29 protein-coding genes and 1 tRNA gene are annotated in these 24,853 nt (G+C 66.0%); 22 read left to right on the top strand and 8 right to left on the bottom strand.

The features are described 5' to 3' along the window. Positions 1–65: 65 nt before the first annotated feature. Positions 66–1,424: a M23 family metallopeptidase gene (locus G391_RS0106790; protein ID WP_035303953.1), complete on the top strand. Its 1,359-nt coding sequence runs from the start codon at positions 66–68 to the stop codon at positions 1,422–1,424. Between the two features lie 9 nt (positions 1,425–1,433). On the opposite strand, the gene G391_RS0106785 is transcribed toward G391_RS0106790, so the two are convergent. Further along, positions 1,434–2,564 (bottom strand): DNA cytosine methyltransferase, encoded by a 1,131-nt coding sequence (locus tag G391_RS0106785; RefSeq protein WP_029086846.1) that lies wholly within the window; start codon positions 2,562–2,564, stop codon positions 1,434–1,436. A 75-nt stretch (positions 2,565–2,639) separates the two neighbouring features. Here G391_RS0106785 and G391_RS0106780 point away from each other — a divergent pair, with 75 nt between their 5' ends. Beyond that, complete coding sequence (locus tag G391_RS0106780) at positions 2,640–3,131, top strand: hypothetical protein (RefSeq protein WP_029086845.1); 492 nt, start codon at positions 2,640–2,642, stop codon at positions 3,129–3,131. On the opposite strand, the gene G391_RS0106775 is transcribed toward G391_RS0106780, so the two are convergent. Both G391_RS0106775 and thpR read right to left on the bottom strand, forming a co-directional pair. Continuing rightward, entirely contained in the window at positions 3,128–3,934 is an 807-nt protein-coding gene (locus G391_RS0106775; protein ID WP_245572056.1) for an HpcH/HpaI aldolase/citrate lyase family protein, read from the bottom strand. The two genes, G391_RS0106780 and G391_RS0106775, sit on opposite strands and share 4 nt — an antisense overlap. Further along, positions 3,931–4,467 carry an RNA 2',3'-cyclic phosphodiesterase gene (thpR, locus tag G391_RS0106770; protein ID WP_029086843.1) on the bottom strand — a complete coding sequence of 179 codons (537 nt, stop codon included), beginning with the start codon at positions 4,465–4,467 and terminating at the stop codon, positions 3,931–3,933. The genes G391_RS0106775 and thpR overlap by 4 nt, the downstream gene beginning before the upstream one ends. Positions 4,468–4,587: 120 nt before the next feature. Here thpR and G391_RS0106765 point away from each other — a divergent pair, with 120 nt between their 5' ends. Then, positions 4,588–5,331 (top strand): Bax inhibitor-1/YccA family protein, encoded by a 744-nt coding sequence (locus G391_RS0106765; protein ID WP_029086842.1) that lies wholly within the window; start codon positions 4,588–4,590, stop codon positions 5,329–5,331. A 199-nt stretch (positions 5,332–5,530) separates the two neighbouring features. Here G391_RS0106765 and G391_RS0106760 read toward each other — a convergent pair whose 3' ends face one another. The 4 genes from G391_RS0106760 to G391_RS14135 all read right to left on the bottom strand — a co-directional run bounded on the left by G391_RS0106760 (position 5,531) and on the right by G391_RS14135 (position 9,668). Continuing rightward, the gene (locus G391_RS0106760) at positions 5,531–5,866 is read right to left on the bottom strand and encodes a DUF2794 domain-containing protein (protein WP_029086841.1); all 336 of its coding nucleotides are present in this window, start codon (positions 5,864–5,866) and stop codon (positions 5,531–5,533) included. Between the two features lie 303 nt (positions 5,867–6,169). Next, a complete protein-coding gene (locus tag G391_RS14140; protein WP_051257196.1) occupies positions 6,170–7,507 on the bottom strand; it encodes a trypsin-like peptidase domain-containing protein in 1,338 nt (445 codons plus the stop codon). Positions 7,508–7,509: 2 nt separating this feature from the next. Then, a complete protein-coding gene (locus tag G391_RS0106745; protein WP_029086840.1) occupies positions 7,510–8,871 on the bottom strand; it encodes a sensor histidine kinase in 1,362 nt (453 codons plus the stop codon). Beyond that, entirely contained in the window at positions 8,868–9,668 is an 801-nt protein-coding gene (locus G391_RS14135; protein WP_169719096.1) for a response regulator transcription factor, read from the bottom strand. The genes G391_RS0106745 and G391_RS14135 overlap by 4 nt, the downstream gene beginning before the upstream one ends. 193 nt (positions 9,669–9,861) lie before the next feature. Here G391_RS14135 and G391_RS0106735 point away from each other — a divergent pair, with 193 nt between their 5' ends. From G391_RS0106735 to G391_RS0106700, 8 genes are all read left to right on the top strand, one after another. Continuing rightward, a complete protein-coding gene (locus tag G391_RS0106735; protein WP_029086839.1) occupies positions 9,862–10,563 on the top strand; it encodes a two-component response regulator ChvI in 702 nt (233 codons plus the stop codon). 46 nt (positions 10,564–10,609) lie between these two features. Next, the gene (locus G391_RS14130) at positions 10,610–12,136 is read left to right on the top strand and encodes an ATP-binding protein (protein WP_245572055.1); all 1,527 of its coding nucleotides are present in this window, start codon (positions 10,610–10,612) and stop codon (positions 12,134–12,136) included. Beyond that, the gene (locus G391_RS0106725; RefSeq protein WP_029086838.1) at positions 12,133–12,573 is read left to right on the top strand and encodes an HPr kinase/phosphorylase; all 441 of its coding nucleotides are present in this window, start codon (positions 12,133–12,135) and stop codon (positions 12,571–12,573) included. The genes G391_RS14130 and G391_RS0106725 overlap by 4 nt, the downstream gene beginning before the upstream one ends. Before the next feature lie 79 nt (positions 12,574–12,652). Then, on the top strand, positions 12,653–13,057 hold the full coding sequence (locus G391_RS0106720) for a PTS sugar transporter subunit IIA (RefSeq protein ID WP_029086837.1): 405 nt from the start codon (positions 12,653–12,655) through the stop codon (positions 13,055–13,057). Continuing rightward, positions 13,054–13,329: an HPr family phosphocarrier protein gene (locus G391_RS0106715; RefSeq protein ID WP_029086836.1), complete on the top strand. Its 276-nt coding sequence runs from the start codon at positions 13,054–13,056 to the stop codon at positions 13,327–13,329. The genes G391_RS0106720 and G391_RS0106715 overlap by 4 nt, the downstream gene beginning before the upstream one ends. Positions 13,330–13,331: 2 nt before the next feature. Further along, positions 13,332–14,483: an aspartyl/asparaginyl beta-hydroxylase domain-containing protein gene (locus G391_RS0106710; RefSeq protein WP_029086835.1), complete on the top strand. Its 1,152-nt coding sequence runs from the start codon at positions 13,332–13,334 to the stop codon at positions 14,481–14,483. A gap of 26 nt (positions 14,484–14,509) precedes the next feature. Further along, positions 14,510–14,866: an arsenate reductase (glutaredoxin) gene (arsC, locus tag G391_RS0106705; RefSeq protein ID WP_029086834.1), complete on the top strand. Its 357-nt coding sequence runs from the start codon at positions 14,510–14,512 to the stop codon at positions 14,864–14,866. 57 nt (positions 14,867–14,923) lie between these two features. Further along, the gene (locus G391_RS0106700; RefSeq protein WP_029086833.1) at positions 14,924–15,469 is read left to right on the top strand and encodes a hypothetical protein; all 546 of its coding nucleotides are present in this window, start codon (positions 14,924–14,926) and stop codon (positions 15,467–15,469) included. Between the two features lie 55 nt (positions 15,470–15,524). On the opposite strand, the gene G391_RS0106695 is transcribed toward G391_RS0106700, so the two are convergent. Further along, positions 15,525–15,600 (bottom strand) — tRNA-Ala (locus G391_RS0106695). 128 nt (positions 15,601–15,728) lie between these two features. Here G391_RS0106695 and G391_RS0106690 point away from each other — a divergent pair. The 11 genes from G391_RS0106690 to G391_RS14110 all read left to right on the top strand — a co-directional run bounded on the left by G391_RS0106690 (position 15,729) and on the right by G391_RS14110 (position 24,782). Next, entirely contained in the window at positions 15,729–16,034 is a 306-nt protein-coding gene (locus G391_RS0106690; RefSeq protein WP_029086832.1) for a YggT family protein, read from the top strand. Further along, complete coding sequence (locus tag G391_RS0106685; RefSeq protein ID WP_029086831.1) at positions 16,031–16,312, top strand: DUF167 family protein; 282 nt, start codon at positions 16,031–16,033, stop codon at positions 16,310–16,312. The genes G391_RS0106690 and G391_RS0106685 overlap by 4 nt, the downstream gene beginning before the upstream one ends. Before the next feature lie 68 nt (positions 16,313–16,380). Beyond that, positions 16,381–17,808: an amidohydrolase gene (locus G391_RS0106680; protein ID WP_035303950.1), complete on the top strand. Its 1,428-nt coding sequence runs from the start codon at positions 16,381–16,383 to the stop codon at positions 17,806–17,808. Continuing rightward, complete coding sequence (locus G391_RS0106675) at positions 17,808–19,151, top strand: amidohydrolase family protein (RefSeq protein ID WP_029086829.1); 1,344 nt, start codon at positions 17,808–17,810, stop codon at positions 19,149–19,151. The genes G391_RS0106680 and G391_RS0106675 overlap by 1 nt, the downstream gene beginning before the upstream one ends. A gap of 77 nt (positions 19,152–19,228) precedes the next feature. Continuing rightward, the gene (locus tag G391_RS15160; RefSeq protein ID WP_156893873.1) at positions 19,229–19,936 is read left to right on the top strand and encodes a hypothetical protein; all 708 of its coding nucleotides are present in this window, start codon (positions 19,229–19,231) and stop codon (positions 19,934–19,936) included. After that, positions 19,933–20,349, top strand: coding sequence for an alternative ribosome rescue aminoacyl-tRNA hydrolase ArfB (gene arfB, locus G391_RS0106665; RefSeq protein WP_029086828.1), 417 nt, complete (start codon positions 19,933–19,935; stop codon positions 20,347–20,349). The genes G391_RS15160 and arfB overlap by 4 nt, the downstream gene beginning before the upstream one ends. A gap of 27 nt (positions 20,350–20,376) precedes the next feature. Continuing rightward, the gene (gene obgE, locus G391_RS0106660; protein WP_029086827.1) at positions 20,377–21,423 is read left to right on the top strand and encodes a GTPase ObgE; all 1,047 of its coding nucleotides are present in this window, start codon (positions 20,377–20,379) and stop codon (positions 21,421–21,423) included. A 30-nt stretch (positions 21,424–21,453) separates the two neighbouring features. Beyond that, positions 21,454–22,113 carry a nicotinate-nucleotide adenylyltransferase gene (locus tag G391_RS0106655; protein ID WP_029086826.1) on the top strand — a complete coding sequence of 220 codons (660 nt, stop codon included), beginning with the start codon at positions 21,454–21,456 and terminating at the stop codon, positions 22,111–22,113. A gap of 659 nt (positions 22,114–22,772) precedes the next feature. Then, a complete protein-coding gene (gene rsfS, locus G391_RS0106650) occupies positions 22,773–23,207 on the top strand; it encodes a ribosome silencing factor (protein ID WP_169719102.1) in 435 nt (144 codons plus the stop codon). Between the two features lie 7 nt (positions 23,208–23,214). Further along, positions 23,215–23,682, top strand: coding sequence for a 23S rRNA (pseudouridine(1915)-N(3))-methyltransferase RlmH (gene rlmH, locus G391_RS0106645; RefSeq protein WP_029086824.1), 468 nt, complete (start codon positions 23,215–23,217; stop codon positions 23,680–23,682). Then, a complete protein-coding gene (locus tag G391_RS14110) occupies positions 23,682–24,782 on the top strand; it encodes a murein hydrolase activator EnvC family protein (RefSeq protein ID WP_035303944.1) in 1,101 nt (366 codons plus the stop codon). The genes rlmH and G391_RS14110 overlap by 1 nt, the downstream gene beginning before the upstream one ends. Positions 24,783–24,853: the final 71 nt, after the last annotated feature.

The following is a 24,853-nucleotide window of genomic DNA, read 5'->3' as shown; positions in this document are numbered from 1 at the left end:
GTTAGTTTTTGGGCCGAGTGTGGCCCGGTGTCGCTTGACGACGCCGCGAAACGAGTGGGGGGCCCATGGCTCAATTCGATCCGCGACGCCAGCCGGTGCGAGTGTCTCCGCACCTGTTTACGGTTTGCGCCGCCGTAGCGGTCGCTGCCCTGACGTGGCGGGTCTATCAGCCTATGGAAGCCTCGGCCTCGCCCGCCGGCCTGACGCCAGCCCAGCTCGCCAGCCTGGAATCCCGCGCCTTTGCCGACGCCTCCGCCCTGGACGGCATGCAGACCCCGGAATTGATCCCCGTCGAGGTTCGCTCGGGTGAAACCCTGGCCCAGGCCGTGGCCCGCACCGGCATCGACGCCAATGAGGCCGCCGCGGTCGTCCGCACTCTGGCGGATCAGGACTTTGACACCGTCAACATTCGCGCGGGCCTGCGCTTCGAAACCGCCGTCTCGCGTCCGCGCTCGGGCCGCGGGGCCGCGCAGCTCATCGGTCTGACGCTGCGGACCGGACCCGCCACGCAGCTGACGGTAACCCGCAACTTCGACGGCGCGCTGCGGGTGCGCGAGCTGGCCGAACAGGTTCACGAGGAAACCACCGTCGCCTCCGGTGAAATCCACGGCACCCTGCATCAGTCGGCCATCGCCCTGGGGGCCAATTCGGCAGTCGTCGCCAAGATGAGCCAGGTCTTCGCCCACCGCCTGGACTTTTCGCGTGATCTGCGCGCCGGCGATCCGATGACGCTGGTGTTCGAACGGACAGTATCCGAAAGCGGCGTGACCGTTTCGACCGGCGACCTGCTGTTTGCCGAGGTCAGGGGCGTGCGCTTCTACCGCTATCAGCCCGCCGGTTCGGACGAGGCTCAGTATTTCGACGAGAACGGTCGCAATGTCCGTTCCGGCATGATGTCCACGCCGGTCGACGGGGCGCGGATTTCCTCGAACTTCGGCATGCGCCGTCACCCGATCGCCGGCTATCGCCGGATGCACCAAGGCATTGATTTCGCGGTCGGCTACGGCACGCCGGTCGTCGCCGCCGCCGATGGCGTGGTCATCGAGGCGCGGCGCTGGGGCGGCTACGGCAACTGGGTTCGCATTCGCCATTCCAACGGCTTGGAGAGCGGCTACGCCCACCTGTCGCGCTTCGCTTCGGGCCTGCGCGCCGGCCAGCGCGTCAGCCAGGGTCAGGTCGTGGCCTATGTCGGCTCGACGGGGGCCTCGACCGGCCCGCACCTGCACTATGAAATCTGGCGCAACGGCCAACGGATCAATCCGCGCGGGGTGGAAATGCCGCGTGGCGTCATCCTCGAAGGCCGCGACCTCGCCGCCTTCCAGGCCCAGCGTGCCCGCATCGACGCCCTCATCGAACAGCAGCGCGAGGGCGGCGAAGCGGTGATGACGGCCTCCGCCGAAGACCTGCGCCCGGCTCAGGGCTGATCTGAGGTTTCAGGCCGCGCGGACGGCCTGCCCTGCCAACAAGGGCTTCAGCAGCCCTTCGGACAAGGCCCGCACGACCGGCACCGCGACACCGTCCCCGGCCAGTTTGAGCCCTGCACTGACGGAAGCCGGCAGGCGATAATCATCTCCAACCCCCATCAGACGCATGGCCTCACGCGGGGTCAGGAACCGGGCGCGCACGCCCCCGTCTTGCGCGACAAGGACATACTGGCGTGATGAACCGCCTGCCGGGGTTCGCAGACAGCCGGCGATCCCGTCAAAACGGATCTCCAGACGCTGAACCTTGCGCCCCTTCTCCATCCGCACCCGCTTGAAGCCGGTACCGACGCTACGGCCCGTTGACGCCGCGGCGGCGTCCAGACGTTGCCGGTGCAAAGATCCAAGATGGCGCAACAGCTGGGCGGTCCGGTCATCGTCGAACCAGACCACGTCCGCATCAGGTTCCAGCAGGGAATCCAGATCGCCCCTCATCGGTAGCGGCTCCGACAGCCCCCACCAGCACCAGGCCGCGCGGGCATCGCCCGACAGGCGTCCATGGGCTTCGACGACCCCGCGCGAGTGAAATGGAGCACATGGCCCCGACAGGCCGGCAACCGAATCGCGCGTGGCGACAATGAACAGGCGCGGGCGCGACTGCGGCACCCAGCGGATCGCGTCGATCTCCAGCGCGCCGAAACGCCAACCCCGGTGGGCCAAGGTTTCGGCCAGCGTTCGAAAATCCTCGCCGCCGTTCGACGTCAGCAAGCCGGTGACATTTTCGATGACGATCAATCGCGGCGCTCGACCCTGGTCATCCAGGGCTTCGATCAGCCGCCAGAACCCCCAGAAGGCACCGGACCGCCGGGCTGTCAGGCCGCCGCGAGTTCCGGCCAGGCTCAGATCCTGACACGGCGATGAGGCCCACGCGAGGTCTGCGCGACCCGACGGCAGGTCCTCGACTGAGAGGTCCCAGACATCATCCTGCCGAAGCCCCATCGATCCGAAGTTGGCGGCATAGGCGCGCGTTTTGGCTGGATCGAGATCGTTGGCAAAGGCCGTGCGCCAGCCTCCGAGGCCGAGACGGGCCAGCCCCGCCCCCGCGAAAAACTCCAGAACCGTGGGCTGTGCGTCGGCGTTCATCCCCTGACGATAACCGACTCGCCTTGACGCGACAGCATTTGAGGCGCGGACTGCCCCCGAGAACGGAGGTACACCATGCGCCTGATGTTGACCCTCACGGCCCTGACAGCCCTGTCCCTCGCCGCCTGCGAACCCCAGTCGACGGTTGAGGCCGGAGCACCCGATGCCGGGTCGGCCACCACGACACCGTCCGAAACAGCACCGCCGATGGAACTTGGCGGGGTCGATCTGGCCGGCAATATTTCCGTGCTGGGCACCGAGCCCTTCTGGGCGGTCGGCTTTGAGGGCACGGAGATGGTCTATTCCGGCGTGGATCGCCCCGAGCAACGCGCGCCTCGACCCGCGCCGGAGGTGCTGGGCACAACGGCGACCTGGCAGACCACCACCGCCGAGGGCAATGACCTGACCGTCAGCTTGATGGCCACCGAATGTTCCGACGGCATGAGCGACCGCACCTATCCCCTGACGGCCCAGGTCGAGATCGCCGGCGAGGAGCTGGTCGGTTGTGCCGCCGCAACCGAGTGGCTGCACAGCACCGATGAAAGCGGAGCCCCACGCGAGGGCTAGGCCCGCGCCAGAATCCGCTGCGCCCGCTCCAGATGAAGGCGCTCGACCATAACCCCGCCGACCGACAGCACACCGGCGTCCTGAGCTCCCGGCGCCGCATAGGCACCAACCACCGCCGTCGCCCATTCGATCTCGTCGCGTGAAGGGGAAAAGGCGGCGTTGGCCGGGTCGATCTGGGACGGGTGGATCAGGGTCTTGCCGTGAAAGCCGAAAGCCCTGCCCTGACGGCATTCCGCCTCAAAACCATCGGCATCGCGAAAGGCATTGAACACTCCGTCCAGAGCCAGATGACCGTGGTGCCGGGCCGTGGTGACGATCAGGCTCATCGCCAGATGCAGCGGCGTACGGTCAGGTCCCGGACTCGCATTCATCTCGGTCGCCAGATCGTTCTGCCCGAGGATCAGAGCGGTTATGCCCGGCTGCGCCGCAATGGCCGACAGGTTCACCACCCCGGCCAGGCTCTCGATCATAGCCCAGATTGGCAGACCGGCACGACCGGCCCAGCGCACATCGTCGGGCGAACCGACCTTGGGCAGGACCAGGGCCCGCGCGCCACGCCCGGTCAGGGCTTCGAGATCGGCATCGCCCCAAGCGGTGTCAGGGCCATTGATCCGCACGGCGGCGCGGTCTTCGAATTTGGGCAGGGCTTGCAGCGCCGACGCGCGTGCAGCGTCCTTGTCCGCCGGACCGACGGCATCCTCAAGGTCGATCACCACGGCATCGCAGGCCAGGGTGCGCGCCTTGTCGAGCGCACGCGCATTGGTCGCGGGGACAAACAGGACCGAGCGGGGTTCCGGCATCATCCGATCAGGTACTCGCGTTCCAGCGTATAGGTCGAGCCGCCTTGCCCCAGACGACTGGAATAGAGGCCGAAACGGCTCACCCGAAACGGCTCAAGCGTCTTGAGATTATGCGTGCGAATCCAGCCGGCCACGCGGTCTGTGGGCGAACCCCGCAGATAGGCCAGGGTGACGTGCGGCCGATAGGCCCGGGTCGAGGGTTCCAGCCCCGCCCGACGCGCTGCCGCTTCGCACCGACCGGCCAGCACATTCAACCGCTCGTTTGCCTCCACGCCGGCCCAGACGGCGTCCGACATATGACCTTCGCCGAACTCACCGACCCCCTTGAGCACCACATCGAAAGCCGGACTGGTCACGCGCGCCAGCTCTGCGTCGAGATCATCGGCGCGCCGCTCGTCGATCTCTCCGAAGAAGCGAAGGGTAATGTGGAGGGCTTCCAGGGGTCGCCACCGCGCCCGCGGCAGCCCGGTCTGGAGCCGCGCCAGATCGCGGCCGATCAACTCAGGCACCTCTATCGCGGCAAACAGGCGGATCATGGCGATGTTCTAGCAGAGGTTTCCGCATCCAGGCTCCGGTTTTCCTTGCACTTGAAGCCGGCCATCACGATATTTCCGCCAACGCATCCGTTCGGGATGCCAAGGGAGACAGGATTCGCGATGAGCGATTTCAGACAAGACACGGCCGTTCAGGGCCGCGCCGACATGGCGACCGACGCCGGCCTGCGTGGCTTCATGCTGGGCGTGTACAACAAGCTGGCGCTTGGCCTAGTGATTTCCGGCGCACTGGCATGGGTCGTGGGCAACGTGCCCTCGGTCACCCAACTGCTTTATGTCGCCGGCCCCGGGGGCGCGATGGTCGGCATGACGCCGTTGGGCTGGGTGGTGCAGTTTGCGCCGCTGGTCCTTCTGTTCGGCTCCATGTTCCTGATGCGCCGTCCGACGCCGGTGATGACCAACCTGCTCTATTGGGCGGTGGTGGCCACCATGGGGGCCTCCCTGGGCTGGATTTTCCTGGTCTATTCAGGTGCCAGCGTCGCCACGACCTTCTTCGTGACAGCGGCGGCCTTCGCGGGCCTCAGCCTGTTCGGCTACACCACCAAGCGTGACCTCAGCGCCATCGGGACCTTCCTGATCATGGCCCTGATCGGCCTGATCATCGCCTCGGTGGTGAACATGTTCCTGAACTCGTCGATGCTCTACTGGATCATCACCTACGCCGGTGTGCTGATCTTCTCGGGGCTGATCGCCTTCGACACCCAGCGGCTCAAGCTGACCTACTATGAGCTGGGCGGCGATCAGGCGGCGATGAGCGTGGCCACCAGCTATGGCGCGCTGAGCCTGTTCATCAACTTCGTGAACCTGTTCCTGTTCCTGCTGCGTATCTTCGGCGGTCGCGATTAGGGTCAAGACCCCACGAACGACATCGAGAGGCCCCGGAGAAATCCGGGGCCTTTTTCGTTCCTCGCGCGGGTCAGTCCTTCGTCATTCCCGACCCAGTGCACGCCAGGTCGTGATCCTCCGACCTGATCGGAAGATCGGACGTCGGGACAAGCCCCGGGGGCGACGAGGAGGCAAGGGCATCGCCGGATGCCGAGTGCGCCTATTCGACGACCGAGAACCGGCGGCGATCAAAGAAGCGCAGAACCTGTTCCAGCTCGTGCCCACGCTTGAGGACCAGGCCACCCTGGCCGTGGATGGCCCACTGGCCCTGGCGGCGTTGCAGGGCCGGACGCTTTTCGATCGTGTACAGGGGCTCGTCGCCCGACCGCTTGAACACGGCAAAGACGGCACTGTCGTCGTGGCCGCCCAGCGAATAGTCGCGCCATTCGCCCGCCGCGACCATACGTCCGTACACTCTGAGAATCGCATTGAGCTCCAGCCGGTGAAAGAAAACCGGCCCCCGGGACGAACTATCCGGCGTCACTTCGAGGCTCATTAGAATTGAGCCTAACCCCGCCGGGCATGTTTGGGAAAGGCATCCCGTCAAATTCCGCGCGGTAAGGTTTCAGAACTTTAAGAGAAAGGCCGCGAAGAAGTCGCAATTCCGTCCTTCGACGGCCATGCCGGGGGGCGAAACAGACCCTGTCGGCTGGCCGGTGACCTTGAGATCCGGATCCTGAACAGCCCCCCCAGCCCCCTGGGTTTCCTGGCTCCGGCCGGCCGACGCTTCCTCCAAGCAAGACGCCCGGGTGACCGACCCCTCCCCTCCCAGGTCGCCCGGGCGTTTTGCGTTCGGGGATCAGGTCGGTCGCAAGCTGATCGGCAGGCGCTCAGCTCCGCGCGCCACCACCATCTGAACCCCGTCGGGATTGTCCCGGAACTCCTTGGCCAGATCATCCGCCGTGGCGATATCGGTGGTGTTCACCCGAACCACGACGTCACCCGCCATCAGGCCGGACGCCGCCGCCACTGAGCCCGGCTCGACGAAGGTGATCAGCGCCCCGGCCTCTACGCCCTCGGGGGCCCGATCGGTTGCGCGCATGCTGCGAAAGCCCGCGCCGAAGGCCTGGCCGGACTCGCCTGTCGCGGCAATCTGCACCGTCGTCGGTGCCGTCGCTTCGACGATCACTGTGGTGCGCTGTTCGGCACCGTTCCGCAGATAGACCAGGTCCAGCTGTTCGCCGGGGCGCGCAATGCCGACCGCAGAGGTCACAGCACCGGACCCTTCAACGGTCCGGTTGCCGATTCGAATAATGATGTCGTTCCGCTGAAGCCCGGCCCGATCCGCTGGTGAGCCCGGCGCAACGTCCTCGATCACTGCGCCACGGATGATCGGCGCGCCGAGCAGTCTGGCCCGTTCGGCGGTCAGGGACCCCATCGTCACCCCAATGCGCCCTCGCTGAACCTGTCCGTTTTCGCGCAGTTGGTCGGCCACGGCCAGCAGGATGCGGCTGGGCACGGCGAAGGCCAGGCCGTCATTCCCGCCCCCGAGGCTGCCGGACAGGATGGCGGTGTTGATCCCGACCAGCCGACCGGCACTATCCAGCAACGGCCCACCGGAATTGCCCGAGTTCACCGCCGCGTCGGTCTGGATGTAGTCCTCGATGGCATCGCCGATCCCGGACCGCCCTAGCCCCGACACAACCCCCATGGTCAGGGTCTGGTCCAGGCCCAGGGGGTGACCCACGGCGAAGACCAGATCGCCGGTTCGCAGACGCTCGGAATCCGCAATCTCCACCTGGGTCAGACCTGTGCCGACAATCTGCAGGACGGCCACGTCTGTCGCATCGTCTGCACCCAGAAGCTGGGCGTCAAAGGAACGACCGTCGATCAGGTCGACCCGGAAGGTGTTCCCCCCTTCGACGACGTGATGGTTGGTAATCACAATGCCGTCGGCGGCGTTGATGATGACGCCAGACCCGCCAGCGATTTCGCGCGGCGCACCCGTCCCGCTGGCCGCCCGGTTCAGGGTGGTGACGCGCACGACCGCCGGCAGTGACCTCTCGATCTGATCGGCGAAGCTGAAGACGCCACGCTCGGAATCAAACGGGATCGGGTAGCTGGGCTGGGCCAGGGTCGGCCCGGCCACGACCACGGCCGCGACCCACAAGGTCGTTCCCAGGAGACGCCGTTTCATACTCAAACCCTCATCGTAATCGTCGAGCCCTCGGGCCCGGACGCAATCATTAATTCGCCGCCGTGACGCCGAACGATGGCCCTCACGAACGCCAGCCCCATCCTGTGGCTGTCCACATCCGCCGGAACCTCATCCACCGTAGCGTCCATGCCAGGTCCCTGATCAGCGACGACCACCTCAGACTGCTCCCCATTTGTGTGGGTCTTGAGGCGAATGACGCCACCATCAGGCGAGTATTTCACGGCATTGTCCACCAGGTTTGCGATGGCACGCTGCAAGAGACTGGCCACGCCCAGAGTCTCTGCCGGAGACAATTCGGTTTCAAAGCGAATACTGCGCTGATCCGCGAGGGGCTCGTACAGCTCAATGGCAGCGCGGCAGACCTTGTCGAGCCGAATGCTCTCGAAGGCCCAGGCTTCGCCGTCGCGCAGGGCCAGGGCCTCATTCATCGCCTGGGTCAGATACCTGAGATCCCCGCGGGCCTCGTCGACCAGGGCGGCGTCGCCGGTTTCTCCGAACCGGTCCAGCCGCGCCCGCGCGCGCGCCAGCGGCGTGCGAAAATCGTGGGCGACCTGATCAGCCGTGTCGCGCAACCAGGCCAGAAGTTCTTGAAGCCGCCCGAGTGTGACGTTGACCTGCCGCGTAAGATCCTGAAGATCGCCCGTCATTTCGTGGAGCGGAATGGGGTCGCCGAAGTCGCCGCGGCCAGCCTGTTCCAGACTGGCATTGATCCGTTTCACGCCCGAGACCATCCGGGCCCTTGACCAGCCGGCAGTAGCCAGGCCGAACCCGACCAGCAGCACCCCCATCGCCGCCACCGAGATTGCCGCCACGCCCCAGGCCCGCCCCGTCCGCTCGACCACGCGGCCAATGACCACGCGCATCGGCCCGACCGAATCCCGCACGGCCACCACCTCGACAGCACGCCCCGGACACAGGGTGCCCGCCGGCAACGACAGGACAAAGACGTTCGGCCCGATCCGCTCCATCGGACGGGCACGGGCCTCACCGAGCGGACGGAACCCCGCCGTCCGCTGACCCGGAGCTTCGAGCCAGCGCACGCCGAAATTGGCGATCCGCCCCGAACAGGCATCGGCCACGGCCGATTCCAAGCCCGGTCGCCCCTGAAAGACGTTGAGCCAGTTGACGATGGCGGCTTCCTCCATCGCTGGCGTGGTGGCTCCCAACCCGTCCATCTTGGACAGCAGGGCATTGAAGTCACTCAATGCCGCCAGGGCCGCCCGTTGCCGCTGCTCGGCTCGCACGGCCCCGTGGGTTATCGCCAGAGATACGCCCATGGCCGCGGTGGCCAGGATTGCGATGACCATCGCCAGCCAGGTCGTGCTGACTGGCGGCAGCCTCATGCCGACTTGTCCAGCACGCGGAAGACCAGGCTCTGGCTGCGGGCCGACACGATCAGGGGATGCAGGCTGTCGGAAAGCTCGCTGCACTGTTCCTTGAGTCGACGCCGAAGGGCCGAGATCCGCGCATCAATGATGTTGACGTAGTTGTCGGGCAGGAATTTCCATTCGATCCAGCAACGGTCCCACAACATTGATTTGGTGACCGGCTGTCCGCGCGCGCCGAACAACTCGGCGACAATAGCAAACTCCAGCGGCGACAGATCCAGCACCCGTGCCGGACCGCCCTGAGGCAGGAAGGTCAGGGTTCGCGCGCCGGGCGACAGCTTGAACGGTCCATTGACCAGATCGCCCGACGTCTGGTCGCCTGACGAAATCCGGGCGCGGCGCAGTTGAGCCGCCACACGCGCCAGCAATTCCTCATCACCGACCGGCTTGGCCACATAGTCATCGGCACCCGCCAAAAGCCCCTCAACCTTCTGGCGTTCGCCGCCGAGGGCCGTCAGGAACAAGGCCGGAGCCTCGCGGTTGGGGCCGCTACCTTCGCGAATGGCCGTCAAGGCCGACAGCCCATCCAGCCCCGCCGTGATCCGATCCAGGATCAGGATATCGTAGGTCGCCGTTGTCGCCTTGGAGACAGCTTCCTCGCCATCGACCGCCCGGTCCACGACGCTAAACCCCGCTCGGGTCAGCTTTCCGGCTACATGGTCGGCCAGCGCCGAATCATCTTCCAGCAACAGGGCGCGGCGCCCGTCAAAGATGCGGCTGAGCGCCGCGTATGGATCGGCGGCATCACCCACGACCAAACCCCCTCATTCGAACCGGCATCATAGCCGCCAGAACCGCGCTACGGGAGCCCTTCTGATGCCAATTCGGACAATGTTCCTGTCGCGCCTGCAAGGTCGCGCCTTGGCCTGAACGCAGTCCAGCCCTAATCTTGTCGTCTGGAGCCGCGAACCGTCGCGGGCCCACCAACGGAGAGCCAACCAAACCATGGCAGTGATCACGCTCGTCGACGACGATGAGAACATCGTCGAATCGGTCAAGCTGGCTCTCGAGAGCCACGGCCACACCGTTCGCGCCTATCACGACGGGGCCGCCGGGCTTGAGGCGCTCGAGAACGAGCCGCCGGATCTGGCCGTGCTGGATGTAAAGATGCCGCGCATGGACGGGATGGAGGTTCTGCGCCGTATCCGCCAGACATCAAACCTGCCGATCATCATGCTGACGTCCAAGGACGAAGAGATCGACGAGATCCTGGGGTTCAACCTCGGGGCCGACGACTACATGACCAAGCCTTTCAGCCAGAGGCTGCTGCTGGAGCGGATCAAGGCGATCCTTCGCCGCGCCGGGGGCGTGGATGCCGATGAGCCGGCGGAAGGCGATGCATCGGCCAAGGCCCTCAAGCGCGGCAAGCTGTCGATGGACCCGGCCCGGCATGAAAGCACCTGGGACGGCAAGCCGGTTCGCCTGACGGTGACGGAGTTCCTGTTGTTGCAGGCCCTGGCTCAGCGCCCTGGCTTCGTGAAGAGCCGCGACAATCTCATGGACGCCGCCTACGACGATCAGGTCTATGTCGATGACCGCACCATCGACAGCCACATCAAGCGGATGCGCAAGAAATTCCGCGTCGTCGACCCCGAGTTCGACGCCATCGAAACCCTCTACGGAGTGGGCTACCGCTATCGTGAGTGAAGCCGAGGAGCATCCAGGTCGAAATACCTTCGGGCGGATCCGATCCTTGTTTGGTTCCGGTCTGGCGCGGCTGATCCTGGCCCTCAACCTGATCACCCTGGCGGTTCTGCTGATCGGGATGTTCGGGCTGAACGAATGGCGACGTGGCCTGGTCGATGCGCGTATTCAGTACCTGAATGCCCAGGCCCAGTTGGTCGCCACGGTCCTGTATGAATTCGGTGCGACGCAAGGGGAGCCGTTACCCTCGATCGATCCGATTGAATCGGCCCAGTTTCTGCGCGCGGATCTGATCCCGGTCGGCCAACGGGCCCGCCTGTACGACATCGACGGATTCCTGATCGCCGATTCCTATCTCGTCTCGGATGCCGTCGAGGTTGAGGCCCTACCGCCGGCGCGCGGGGCCGGGGCACCGCCCCCCCTCGAGCCGAACCCCGAGCAGGCGGAAACCCGGCTGACGGCGGCGCGAAACGCGCTGGCCGCCGAGGTCGAGGCAGCCCTCACCGGGGCCCCCCAGGCTGGCGTGCGCGTCAATGAGGTCGGTGCCCAGGTTGTGTCCGTCTCGGTCCCCATCCGCCATGTGGCCACCGTCGTCGGGGTGCTGACCCTGGAAGCCGATGACTTCTCTGAAATCGTGACGGCCCAGCGGCGCGCCCTGATCCCCTTTGCTCTGGCCGCCTTTGCTGTGTCGTTGCTGACCGCCGGCTTGCTCTACTTCTGGGTCGTGCGGCCTCTGTTGCGCCTGGCCCGGGCAGCCGACCTGGTCCGCCTTCAGCGCGCCCGTGCCATCTCGCTGCCTGACCTCGAAGACCGCAAGGACGAGATCGGTGATCTGGCCCGCGCCCTGGAAACCATGACGGCCGCGCTCAATGATCGCATGGTGGCCATTGAGCGGTTTGCGGCCGATGTCTCGCATGAGATCAAAAACCCGCTGACCTCGATCCGCTCCGCCGTGGAAACCCTGGGCCTGGTGAAATCCGACAAGGACCGCAAACGCCTGCTGGATGTGCTTGAACGCGACGTCTGGCGGGCTGACCGTCTGATCACGGACATATCGAATGCCTCGCGGTTGGACGCTGAGTTGGCCCGGGATGCACCCCGCCCCGTTGCCCTGGATCGCCTGCTGGTCGATGTCGTCAGCATCTATGACGACGATCGGGGGGCTCGCGTGGTGCTGGACCGCATCGATGACCAGCCCGTCCGGGTGATCGGGCGCGAAGGCCCCTTTGGTCAGGTCTTCCGCAACCTGATCGACAACGCGCGGTCGTTTAGTCCCGTAAATGGGACGGTTCAGATCTCGTTGGCCCACGACGCGACAGACGACGAACGCCCCATCGTCATCACCGTGGATGACGACGGCCCAGGCATTCCCGACGAGAATCTCGAGACGGTGTTTCGGCGATTCTACACCTCACGGCCCAAGGGCGCAGCCTTCGGCTCCAACTCAGGGCTCGGCCTGTCGATTGCCCGCCAGATTGTTGAAGCCCATGGCGGCACGCTCGTCGCCGAGAACCGTCGCAACCCCAATGGCGAAGTGAGGGGAGCCCGCTTCATCGTGCGGTTTCCACAGGTATGACCATTCACGCGACCGCCGTTGCGCTGATGACCGCGTCCGGTTGGCGGGCAGTGCTGCTGCGAGGGCCCTCAGGGGCCGGGAAAAGCGATCTGGCCCTCCGCCTGCTCGGCCGCGGTGGCTGGCAGATGATCGCCGACGATCGGGTCCACCTTTGGCGCTCGGGCGCGAGCCTCTATGTCGCCCCGGTCGAGCGACTGGCCGGCGCGCTTGAGGCGCGCGGCATCGGTTTGATGGACGTGCCCTTTCGCCCGCTGGCCCGGCTCGGCCTGATTGCAGACTGTGGTGAGCCGGCCGAGCGGTTACCCGACCCCCTGTCCGAGGTGGTCGAAGGGGTCGCCGTTCCCGTTGTCACGCTTGACGCCCGCGCGCCCTCAGCCCCGGACAAACTTCGCCTGGCCCTTTGCGGGCGCGACGCGCTGTCGCGGTTGGAACCCTGAGCAGCTTCCTATATGGAGCGTCCTTTCGACTGGAGCCCTGTGCGCTCTGGCCGGGGGCGTTTAGGGATTGCGTTGGATCATGATCGGTCTGGTCATCGTCACCCATGGCGGGCTGGCGCGGGAGTTCCTGTCGGCCATGGAGCACGTCGTCGGGCCGCAGACAGGCGTGGTGCCGATCTGCATCGGCGCGGATGACGACATGGAAGCGCGCCGTCGCGACATTCTCAGCGCCGTCAATGCCGTTCAGCAAGGCGACGGCGTCATCCTGCTGACGGACATGTTCGGCGGCACCCCCTCAAACCTGGCCATCTCGGTGATGGAACAGACGGGGGCCGAGGTGATCGCTGGACTGAACCTGCCGATGCTGATCAAGCTCGGCTCGCTGCGCCAACGCGAAAACCTAGAGGCCTGCGTCGCCCATGCGCAGGATGCCGGGCGCAAATACATCTCCGTGGCCTCCTATGTCCTGGCGGGCGAGAAATGAGCCCCCAGACCCGCGCCGTCACCATCTGCAATGCGCGCGGCCTACACGCACGGGCCTCTGCCAAACTGGTCAAGGCCGTCGCCGAATTCGATGCCGAGGTGCACGTATTCAAGGATGGTCAGTCGGTCGACGCCCGCTCCATCATGGGACTGTTGATGCTGGGAGCCGGCCTTGGGTCCCAGGTCGAGATCAGCGCTGATGGACCCGATGCCCAGGCAGCGCTTGAGGCCGTCGTCGGCCTGATCGAAGCCCGCTTCGACGAGGAAAGCTGACCATGTCCTCCACGCCCGACTTTCCCGCCCTCGCCCGCCGGGCCCTGGCAGCGTTGCGGGACGGACGGGCCACCGAAGCCCGGGCCCTGCTCGAACAGGTGACGGGTGCGGGCCACGGCGATGCCTCGGTCTGGGTCGCCCAGGCCTATGCCTGCAAGGCGACGGGCGACGCCGATGCCGCCCTGGCCGCCGCAGATGCCGCCCTGCGCCTCGATCCTGGAAATGCGCGCGCGCTGTTGATTAAGGGTGACCACTTTCGTGCATTGGGGGATCGACGCAGTGCCGTAGCCTTTTTTCATACCGCCATCCGTCATGCCCCAGGCAACGCAGCCCCCGATCTGCAAGCCGCCTTGGTTCAGGCCCGAGAATACGTCAAGCAGCTCACCGGCGGGTTCGACGCGTACTTGGCCGAAACGATCCCCGAGCCCTCGTCCCGCTTTCGCCAGTCCGTCGACCTGATGACCGGCAAGGCCCGGCTCTATCTTCAGGAACCACGCTTCTACTATTTTCCCGGCCTGCCCCAGATCCAGTTTGCGTCGCGCGAGGACACGCCCTTCCTCGACCAATTGGAGGCTGCGGCAAATGACGTTCGTGACGAATTGTTGGTCGTCATGGCCGAGCCGGGCCTGTTCACCCCCTATGTCGAGCTTCGCGAGAATCGCCCGAACCATGCCCAAGCCGGGATGCTTGAAAACCCCGAGTGGTCAGCCTTCTATCTGATCAAGGACGGCGAACCGGTCCACGACAACCTCGCACGCTTTCCCAGGACGATGGCCGCCCTCAAGGACGCCCCCCTGACCGACATCGCCGGACGCGGACCCAGTATCCTCTTCTCACGCCTGGCACCGGGGGCGCATATCCCGCCCCATAGCGGCCTGGTGAACACGCGACTGATCTGCCACCTGCCCGTCATCTGCCCTGAAGGCTGCGCCTTCCGCGTCGGCTCAGAAACGCGGGACTGGGCCTATGGCCAGGCTTGGGCCTTTGACGACACAGTCAACCACGAGGCGTGGAACCGCTCGGGCGAAGAGCGCGTGGTGCTGATCTTTGACGTCTGGAAGCCCGAGATCACCAAAGCCGAGCGTGCCGAGATCCGGGCCCTCTTCGCCGCCGTCGAAGCCTATGGCGAAGGCCCGACCACCTGGGGCGTGTGACCCCGCTTCCTCGAAAGGACCTCACCGTGAGCCAGGTGACCATCTACCACAATCCGAAGTGCTCCACCTCGCGCAAGGCCCTGGAAATGATCCGCGGCACCGGCATCGAGCCGGAGGTCGTGCTCTACAAGGAGACGGGCTGGACGGCGGAGAAGATCAAGGCACTGGCAGACCGTGCCGGCGTCCCCGTATCCACCTTCCTGCGCGCCAAGGAGCCGTTGGCCCACGATCTCGGGCTGACGGCCCCCGACATTGCCGAAGCGGCCCTGCTCAAGGCCATGGTCGAACACCCGGTTCTGGTCGAACGCCCCATCGTCGCCTCGGACAAGGGCGTGGTTCTGGGCCGACCGGTCGAGCGGGTGAAAGAGATATTGCCGACCTGAGAATAACGGCGTTACCTACGTCTCGTCTCCGGGAGAGAGACGATATGGAGCGATGCAATGCGCCTTACTCTTCTGGTTGGAACTGTCGCCAGTCTGGCCCTCGCCGGTTGCCAGCAAGCCTCTACGGATTCATCAACCGAGTCTGGTCCTTCGGCTGCTGCGGAACAAGGCGTTCCGGCTGGGGCCATCCCGTCTGGCCCCGAGGCCAGCCCTGTCGCCGATCCCGGGTTCCGGCCATCACTGCGCCAGGAAATTGATCGCTACAAAGCGCGCCTGAGTTGCGACATCGAAACCAGCGAAGAACGCGGGGATCCGCCGGCTCCAGCCGTCCTGTGCGCCGGCATCGAATATGTCTTTGTCGTCACCGGGGACCCACAAAACCGGACCGACGCTGACGGGTCACCCGTCATCGAAGTCAGAACGGAAAGCCGCGCCGATACGCCGCTCTATGACAATGTGGTTCGCGAGCTTGCAGCCTGGTACGGCTTCGACCTTCAGGCGGCATCGGACTGGTACGCCGGGGACCGCAGCACACCGCTGGCTGCGAATGGCTATGTGATGCTGGCCACTGAAGGCCCCGACATCGCCGTCCGGCGCGCCTGACATCGGCGGGCGGCCCGGCGCACGGGCCGTCCATCGATCTTCTTCTTCGAGGAAATGGTGGAGCCGAGGGGAGTCGAACCCCTGACCTCGTCATTGCGAACGACGCGCTCTACCAACTGAGCTACGGCCCCAACGGAGCGGGGCTAATGCTGCCGCCGCGCCGCGAAGTCAAGCGCGGGGTTTGCGTCGGGCATCTGAGCCGCTAGAAGCGGCGTCCGTGCTGGCCTCCGGCCACCCTACCCGCCGCGAGGATTTCATCATGGCTGCCGCAATCATCTGGCTGGTCAACTCGATCATCGGGTTGATGATCCTGTTCATCGTCATCTCTGCGATCCTGAGCTGGCTGGTGGCCTTCGATGTGATCAATACGCGCAACCGCTTTGTCTATTCCGTCCTGACGTTCCTTGATTCAGTGACGCGCCCGCTGATGGAGCCGTTCCGTCGCATCATTCCGCCGCTGGGCGGGATCGATATTTCCCCGATTATCGTGCTGCTGCTGCTTCAGTTCATCCGCATGGTGTTCAACAATACCGCCGCTCCGGCCCTGTTCCAGATTCTGGGGTGACCAACTGCCGGGTTCGGGTCCGTGTGACGCCGCGCGGCGGAGCCGACCGAATCGATGCCGTCGAACGGGATGAAAGCGGCCGCGCCCTGGTTCGCCTGCGCGTGCGCGCGGCGCCGGCGGACGGCCAGGCCAACGCGGCTGTGGGCGTGACCCTGGCCAAGGCTCTGGGGCTTTCCAAATCGAAGGTCACCCTGGTGTCGGGGGCCACCTCCCGGATCAAGATCCTTGAGATCGAAGGCCTGGACGAGGCCGAGGTCATGGCTCGACTTCTAGCCTAACCGTGTTTTCACTTGGCCCGGCGGGCCCGGCCCGCTTTATTCCCCCTCAGGTCTTCCAGGGGGGTGTAATGAGACGGCTGATAGTCGCCGCAACAGCGGTCGTGATGGCCTTGAGCGGCTGTGCCACGACGGGAGGCCCGGCATCGCCCGGCAACTCCAGCCAGACGACAAACAGCGACCTGCTCCCCGGCCTGCGTGGGCTGCAAGATCCCTATCCGTCGACCTATCGCCCGCTACCCGCCGAGGATCTGGCCATCGTCGGGGGCACCATCCTGACCGGAACCGGACAGCGAATCGACAACGGCGTGGTGGTTCTGGTCGGCGGACGGGTCGCCGCGATCGGCGGCCCGGATACCCCGATCCCCGCCGGTGCCCGCCGCATGGATGCAACCGGACGGTTCGTAACTCCCGGCATCATCGACGCCCACAGCCATCTGGGTGTCTATCCGTCGCCGTCTGTCCAGGCGACCTCGGACGGCAATGAGGCGACCAATCCGAATACGGGTCAGGTCTGGTCCGAACATTCCGTGTGGCCGCAAGATCCAGGCTTCAACCGGGCACGCGAAGGCGGCGTGACGACGCTCCAGATCCTGCCCGGCTCAGCCAATCTGTTCGGCGGGCGTTCGGTGACCCTGCGCAATGTGCCCTCGGTTTCGATGCAGGGGATGAAGTTCCCCGAGGCCCCCTACGGCCTGAAGATGGCGTGTGGCGAGAACCCGAGCCGCGTCTATGGCGGTCGTAACCAGAGCCCGGCGACGGGCATGGGCAATATGGCCGGCTATCGCGCCGCCTGGATCGAGGCCCAGAACTATCGTCGCCGCTGGGAGGCCTATGAGGCCGGCGGCGGAGCGGGCGACCCCCCGACCCGCGACCTCAGGCTTGAGACGCTGGCTGGTGTCCTGTCGGGCGACATCCTGGTACAGAACCACTGCTACCGCGCCGACGAGATGATGCTGATGATCGATCTGGCGCGCGAGTTCGGCTACCGGATCACGACGTTTCATCACGCGTCCGAAAGCTACAAGATCGCCGATGTCCTGGCTGCCGAAGGCATTTGTTCGGCGACCTGGGCCGGTTGGTGGGGCTTCAAGATGGAGAGCCTGGACGGCATCGAGGAAAACGCCGCCCTGCTCGAAGCCGCCGGCGCATGCACGGTGATCCATTCCGACGATGAGACCCTGACCCAACGGCTGAACCAGGAAGCCGCAGCGGCTCTGTCGGCCGGACGACGCGCCGGGTTGAACATCTCCGAAGAGGTTGCCATTCGCTGGATCACCCTGAATGCGGCCCGCGCGATCGGGGTCGACGACCAGACCGGAAGCCTGGAGGTCGGCAAGCGCGCCGACGTTGTGATCTGGAGCGCCAATCCGTTCTCGATCTATGCCCGCGTTGATCAGGTGTTCATCGACGGAGCACGCGTCCACGACCGCTTTGACCCCACCTATCAGGCCCGCTCCGACTTCGAGCTGGGCCAGCCCGGACAGGAGAACCACTGATGCGTGCGCTCAAGACCCTGGCTGTCGCCGCCGCGACCCTGGCCCTGTCCACCACGGCGGCCCTGGCCCAGACGATCGCCATCACCAACGGGCGTGTCCTGACCGGAACCGGCACGATTGACCGCGGCACGGTGGTCATCCGTGACGGTCGCATCGCGGCCGTGGGACCGGCGGTGGCCGTCCCGGCTGGGGCTGAGGTGATCGACGCCGCCGGTGGCGTCATTGCGCCCGGCTTTGTGGCCGTAGATTCCGGTCTGGGCGGGATTGAAGTCTCGGCCCTTCAGGACACCAACGACCTGCGACAGTCTTCGAATTCGCTCAGCGCGGCCTTCGACCTGTCGTGGGGTCTGGACCCCGACAGCTTCACCCTGCCAGTAGCGCGCCTGGGGGGGATCACCCGCGCTATCGTCGTGCCCCAGCATCCGGGGTCCAGCGGTGGCCACGTCCATGAAGACGACACCGCCGGTGTCGGTGAGGGGGGTCTGCATTCACCCGGCCTGTTCGCCGGACAGGCCGCGGCTATTCATCTGGCCGAAGGAACCGACATTCTGGTCCAGCCTCGCATCGCCATGGTGGCCCCGTTCGGCGATGCCGGCGCCGGCGTCGCCGGTGGCGCGCGCGGTGCCGAGTTCACCCTGTTTCGGGAGATCCTGCGCGAAGTTCGCCTCTATGCTGCGAACCGGGCGGCCTATGACCGCGGCAACCTGCGTGACCTGATGCTGTCGCGCGCCGACCTGGAGGCCCTGATTCCTGTGGCCCAGGGCCGCATGCCTCTGATCATCAGCGTCCACCGTGCCGCAGACATCCGCAACGTCCTGCGCCTGGCTCAGGAAGAAGGCCTCGACATCATCCTGGACGGAGCCGAGGAAGGTTGGCGCGTCGCCGACGAGATCGCCGCAGCCGGCGTGCCGGTTCTCATCAATCCGCTGGCCAACCTGCCCCAGTCATTCGAGGTGCGTGGTGCCACGATGGAGAATGCGGCCCGCCTTCATGCAGCGGGTGTGGTCATTGCCATCAAGGGCAATGAGGGCTCGGTACATCGCGCCCGCGAGACACGCTACAATGCTGGAAATGCCGTTGCCCATGGCCTGCCTTATGAGGCCGCCATTGCCGCCATCACGGTCAATCCGGCGCGCATCTTCGGCCTTGAATCGCGTTTCGGCGGTATTCGGACCGGCGCGGCGGCAGATGTGGTGGTCTGGACAGGTGACCCCCTGGAGCCCCTGAGCCAGCCGACCGCCATATTCATTGAGGGCCGGCGCCAGCCGCTCAATTCGCGTGCCCTGGAATTGCGGGACCGTTACCAGACACGGACCCCCCTACCGCCCGCCTATCGGAATTGAGCATCGACAGACGACGAATCTCCTGTCTACTCTGCCGAGTGAACAAGGTTCATCCATCTGATTGGGAGATGATGTCGATGCGTAAGAACAGCACCATGGTCGCAGGCGTGGCCATTCTCAGCGCCTTCGCACTGGCGGCGTGCGGCCTGGGTGGCGGAGGCGACAACGAGAGCGGGTCGACGACCAGCGGCTCGAGCCGGACAGCCAACAACAGCTCCGCCGGCAGCGGCGGCGACAGCGGCGGCGGTGCCACGACGGTCGGCAACGGAGCCAAGCCGTCGGATGAGGGTGCCGGCGGCGGCTCTTCGGGCGGTGACAGCACAACGACGAACAACGGCGGCAACGGGTCAAGCGGTGGCCAATCGCCCGGCTCGGGCGGTGGCTCGAATATGCAGGAAGTCGGCAACGTCATTGAAGGCTTCGCCGATCAGCTGAGCGGCTATCTTGACCACTATCAGCAGGAGATGGCCCCGAACGCGCGTCGGGCCGGCCAGCGTGACGTCATCACCGGCCTGCAGGCCGGCGGCGAGTACCGCTGGAACCTCGGCACCCTGCGCCGTGGCCAAACCTATGTCATCCTAGGGGCCTGCGATCAGGATTGTACCGACGTCGACCTCTTCCTGGAGGACGGCAGCGGGACCCAGATCGGTGAAGACACCGCCACCGATGACTATCCGATCATCACCGTGACGCCGGGCCGCGACGGTCCGTTCACGGCCCGGATCGCTCTGGTCAACTGCTCGGTCGAGCCCTGCTACGTCGCGGGACGTCTGCTTCAGCAGTGACCGGTCCACGCCGGGCTATTCCGGAAGAGGCGCTTGAGTTCCGCTTCTTCCGGGCCGGTGGGCCCGGCGGTCAGAACGTCAACAAGGTAGAAACGGCGGTCCAGTTGCGTTTCGACGCGGCTGGATCGTCGCTTTTTGGCGAGGAGGTGCGCGACCGGCTTCTGCGTCTGGCTGGATCGCGCGCGACCAAGGACGGCGTCATCGTCATCACCGCCCAGAGGTTCCGCACCCAGGAGCGCAATCGCCAGGACGCAATCGAACGGCTGCAGGATCTGGTCGACCGCGCCCACGAACGCCCCAAGCCGCGCAAGGCGACAAAACCGACCAAGGCCTCAAAAGAGCGACGGCTCGTCGGCAAGGCGGTGCGAGCCACCGTCAAGAAGAGCCGCGGTCGCGTCCGTATGGATGACTGACGCGTCATCCTGGGCCATAAGCCGCCCATGAAGTTTCTGGACCAAGCCAAGATCTACATCCGCTCGGGCAACGGCGGCGGTGGAGCCGTGTCGTTTCGACGCGAAAAGTACATCGAATACGGCGGGCCCGACGGCGGCGACGGCGGGCGCGGCGGCGATGTCTGGGTCGAGGCGGTCGAGGGCCTGAACACCTTGATCGACTATCGCTATCAGCAGCATTTCAAGGCCGGCACCGGCGAACACGGGCGCGGTCGCAACATGCACGGCGGCGCGGGCAAGGATGTCATCCTCAAGGTTCCCGTCGGCACACAGGTCCTTGAGGAAGACAAGGAAACCCTGATCGCCGACATGGATCACGCCGGCAAGCGCGTGTTGCTGGCCCAGGGCGGCAACGGCGGCTGGGGCAACGACCGCTTCAAGGGGCCGATCAACCGTGCGCCCAAACACGCCAATCCCGGCCAGGAGGGGATCGAATCCTGGATCTGGCTCCGACTCAAGCTGATTGCCGATGTCGGTCTGGTAGGTCTGCCCAATGCCGGCAAGTCGACCTTCCTGGCGGCGGTGTCGGCCGCGCGGCCCAAGATCGCGGACTATCCCTTCACCACCCTTGCCCCGAATCTGGGCGTGGTCGACCTCAGCCCCAACGAGCGGTTCGTCATCGCCGACATTCCCGGCCTGATCGAGGGAGCCAGCGAAGGGGCGGGTCTGGGCACCCGCTTTCTCGGCCACGTCGAACGCTCGGGCGTGCTGATCCATCTGGTCGACGCCACGCAAGATGACGTGGCGGGGGCCTATCGCACCATCCGCGAGGAGCTGGCTGCCTATGGCGAAGGCCTGGCCGACAAGGGCGAAATCCTGGCCCTGAACAAGATCGACGCCCTGACCGATGAGGAACGCGACCTCAAGGCCGCCGAGCTGGCCGAGGCGGCGGGTCGGACGCCCATGCGAGTTTCGGGCGTGTCCGGCGAGGGCGTGCGCGAGTTGCTGCGCGCCGCATGGCGCGAGGTCCGCCTCAGCCGCGGCGAGCTGGCCGAGGACGATGCCGATGAGGGCGACACCGGCTGGACGCCGTGATAGGGCGCTTGCGAGCATAAGGTCGCATTGATGTTTCAGGCCGGTCCCGCACCGTTCAAGCCCGCGGTCGCGCATGGCGCGCTCCGCGACGGCCTGAACCTGTCGCGCGGCATGCGCGTCGGTCTGTTCGGCGGCTCGTTCAATCCCCCGCATTCCGGGCACCTGCATGTGGCCGAGACGGCCCGTATCCGGCTGGGCCTCGACAAGGTGGTCTGGCTGGTGTCGCCGCAAAATCCGCTCAAGTCCGCGGCCGAAACGGCGACCCTGGCCCAGCGCATGGCCTGGGTGCGCGACCTGGCCCCGGGACCGGACATGATTGTCTCGGACGTCGAGACGCGTATCCACACCCAGTGGACCATCGACACCCTACGGCTGCTCAAGGCGCGCTATCCGGGCGTGCATTTCGTGTGGGTGATGGGCTCGGACAATCTGATGGGCTTCCATCACTGGAAGGGCTGGACCGACATCGCCCGCCTCATGCCGATGGCGGTGATCGCCCGGCCCGGCTCGATCCTGGGCAGCCGCTTTGCCCCCACCTCGACCTTCTTTGCCGATCGGCGGGTGCCCGCGTCGCGCGCACCCGTTCTGGCTGAAATGGACGCCCCGGCATGGGTCTATCTGACCGCCCCGCTGAACCCCCAGTCGTCCACCGCGATCCGCAAGGCGGCGGCCCAACCTCAGACGCCGTAGTCACCCACAACGCAGCGCCGTCCCCTTTCGTCATCCTCCGACAAGCCGCCCCGGCGGCGCAGATCGCGGAATCCAGGGTGCCCGGACAGGCGGTCGCCGGCGGCAAGGCTCCGCCTGGATCCCCCGGTCGCGCTACGCGCGCCGGAGGATGACGAAAAAGAGCCGTACACAGTGGAGCAATCCTGTGTCCCTTCGACCGCGTAATCTCGCCCAGCTCGATACGGTTTTCAGCCTCGCAGACCGGCCGTCATCCCCGCCGTCATGGCCCCACCTATGATGTCTGTCGGGTCGCCCTGAACGTTCAGCGCGGCCTTGGGGCTTTTGACAGTGTTGAGTTGGCAGGCCGCGCTGCAGCGGTCCGCAGAGCCGTCCGGTGCGGGGCCGGAACGCCCGTATCCAAGGCCGTGGATTTCGGCCTTTTCGTCCACCGTGGAAACCCGCGCTGGTCCGACGACGACGAGAGAGCCGAGGCGCTCTCTGGGCCAGGGGCAGGACCGTCTGACGGAACAGGCGACATTGTCCAGAACCCCGAAACCTCGCAATGACCGATGCCGGTGGCGGTCTGGCGCTTCGAAAAGGGGGTGTAGCCCGCGCAGGGATGACCGCAATGGCTGATCGTGCTAGGATCGACCCTTGAGTAGACCTTCTGGAGCACTCCACTGACTTCCCCGTCCGCGCAAGATGCGCAAGCCCCCGCCGTTTCCAACGCCGCGCGGGAGGCCCAGCCGATCCCCGCCGTCCGATCTGAGGATGGCCCGCTGGAAGACATCGTTCTCAAAAAGCTGGAAGACGACAAGGCCGAGGACATTGTCGTGATCGACCTGAAGGGCAAGAGCTCCATGGCCGACACCATGATCGTCGCCTCCGGTCGCAGCCATCGTCACGTCGGGGCTATTGCTGACCACCTGTTGCGGGCGCTTAAGGACGCCGGCGAAGGCCGTGCGCGCGTCGAGGGGCTGCCGCATTGCGACTGGGTTCTCATCGACGCAGGTGACCTGATCATCCACCTGTTCCGGCCCGAGGTTCGTGCCTTCTACAACATCGAGAAGATCTGGGCGGTCGACGCCGGCCACCGCGCGGGCGCGGCAGGCTGATCCTTCCATGCGCGTCAGCATCGCCGCCATCGGGCGATTGTCGCGCTCACCGGAAACCGAACTGGTGGCCGACTATGTTCGGCGCGCCAATCTGGGAGGGCGGGCGCTCGGCCTGACCCCCGTTGACCTGATCGAGGTCGAGGCCCGCAAGAGCGGCAAGCCCGCCGAGGCCGAGGCCCTGTCCGCCGCTATTGCAGACGGGGCGTGGATCATCGCCTGCGACGAACGCGGCAAGGCCCATAGTTCGCGGCAACTGGCCGACAAGGTCGCCACCCTGCGGGACCGCGGCGAGCGGCATCTGGTCTTCGTCATCGGAGGAGCCGACGGCCTGGACCCCGGCTTTGTCCAGAAAGCCAATGAAACCCTCGCCTTCGGCCCCCAAACCTGGCCTCATGCTCTGGTCCGCGCCATGCTGGCCGAACAGATCTATCGGGCCGTGACCATTCTGGGCGGATCACCCTATCATCGCGACTGATGAAGCGCCTTGTCCTCACCTGTGTGATTGCCGCCGCCTTTGCCGGCCCTGCCGTGGGTCAGCGAACCAGCGACGAGCTGGCGCGCGCCCAGGCCCGGTACCAGGACGAAACGGCACGCGCCCGGCGCTTGCGGGCTGATGCCAACGCCATCTCGCTGGAGATCGAACGCTTGCGAGTGGAGCTACGTCGGCTCGGCCATGAGGAGAGCGGCGATGTCGCTACGATTTCGGCTCAACGCGCGCGACTGGCCGACATCAATGATCGCGAAACCGCCCTGCGCGTTCGTCTCGGCCGTGAACGTAGTCGCCAGACGCGACTTCTCGCGGCGCTCCAGCTCTATGGCCGCAATCCACCACCGGCCCTGCTGGTGTCGCCCGAGCGCGCCAACGACGCCATTCGTGCCCAGATCCTGATGCGCTCGGTCACGCCGACGCTTGAGGCCCGCGCCCGCAGGCTCGCCGCCGATCAGGAACAGCTGGCTCGCCTGCGACGAGATGCCGTCATCGCCGCCGGCGATCTGTTGACCGCAGAAAGCTCGCTGGCTGATCGACGGGCTGACATCGACCGTCTGATTGCCGAGAAGCGGGCGCTGGAAACGCTGCTGCTCGCGGATGCCGCAACCGCCGAGGCCGAAGCTCTGGCCGCTGGACGCCGCGTCAATGATCTGGGGGGGCTGCTGCGCGAGCTGACGCCGGCGGAGCGCGAAGCCGTCAGGGCCAGCCCCCTGCCCGGCGGACGTGAGCGGCTCTTGCGCCCTATCGACGGGCCTCTGGTGTCCGAGTTCGGCGGCGGTGCCCGCGGCCTGACCTTTGCAGGTACAGACCAGGGGCTGATCCGGGCCCCGGCTGACGGCGTGGTCGAATATGCGGGCCCTCTGGAAGGATGGAGCGAGGTTATCGTCCTACGGCTCGGTCCGGGCTGGCGGCTGGTTCTGGCCGGAATGGGCCGCGCCTCTGTTCAGATCGGATCACGGATTTCGGCCGGTGAACCGGTCGGCCGGCTCCCGGCAGGCGAGGCCCCCGAGCTCTATTTGGAGCTGCGACGCGATGATCGACCGGTTGACCCCGCTCCATGGCTCGACGCGCGTGGCGGGGCCTGATTTAGTATCGCCACAGATTTGTCGCCTAAGCATCGTTTCACTTCCCCGACTGACAACCTCCCCATGAGTCC

This window comes from Brevundimonas aveniformis DSM 17977, from assembly GCF_000428765.1.
Lineage (GTDB): Bacteria > Pseudomonadota > Alphaproteobacteria > Caulobacterales > Caulobacteraceae > Brevundimonas > Brevundimonas aveniformis.
The sequence above is the reverse complement of the archived record's forward strand: the minus strand, read 5'-3'. Positions and strand labels throughout refer to the sequence as shown.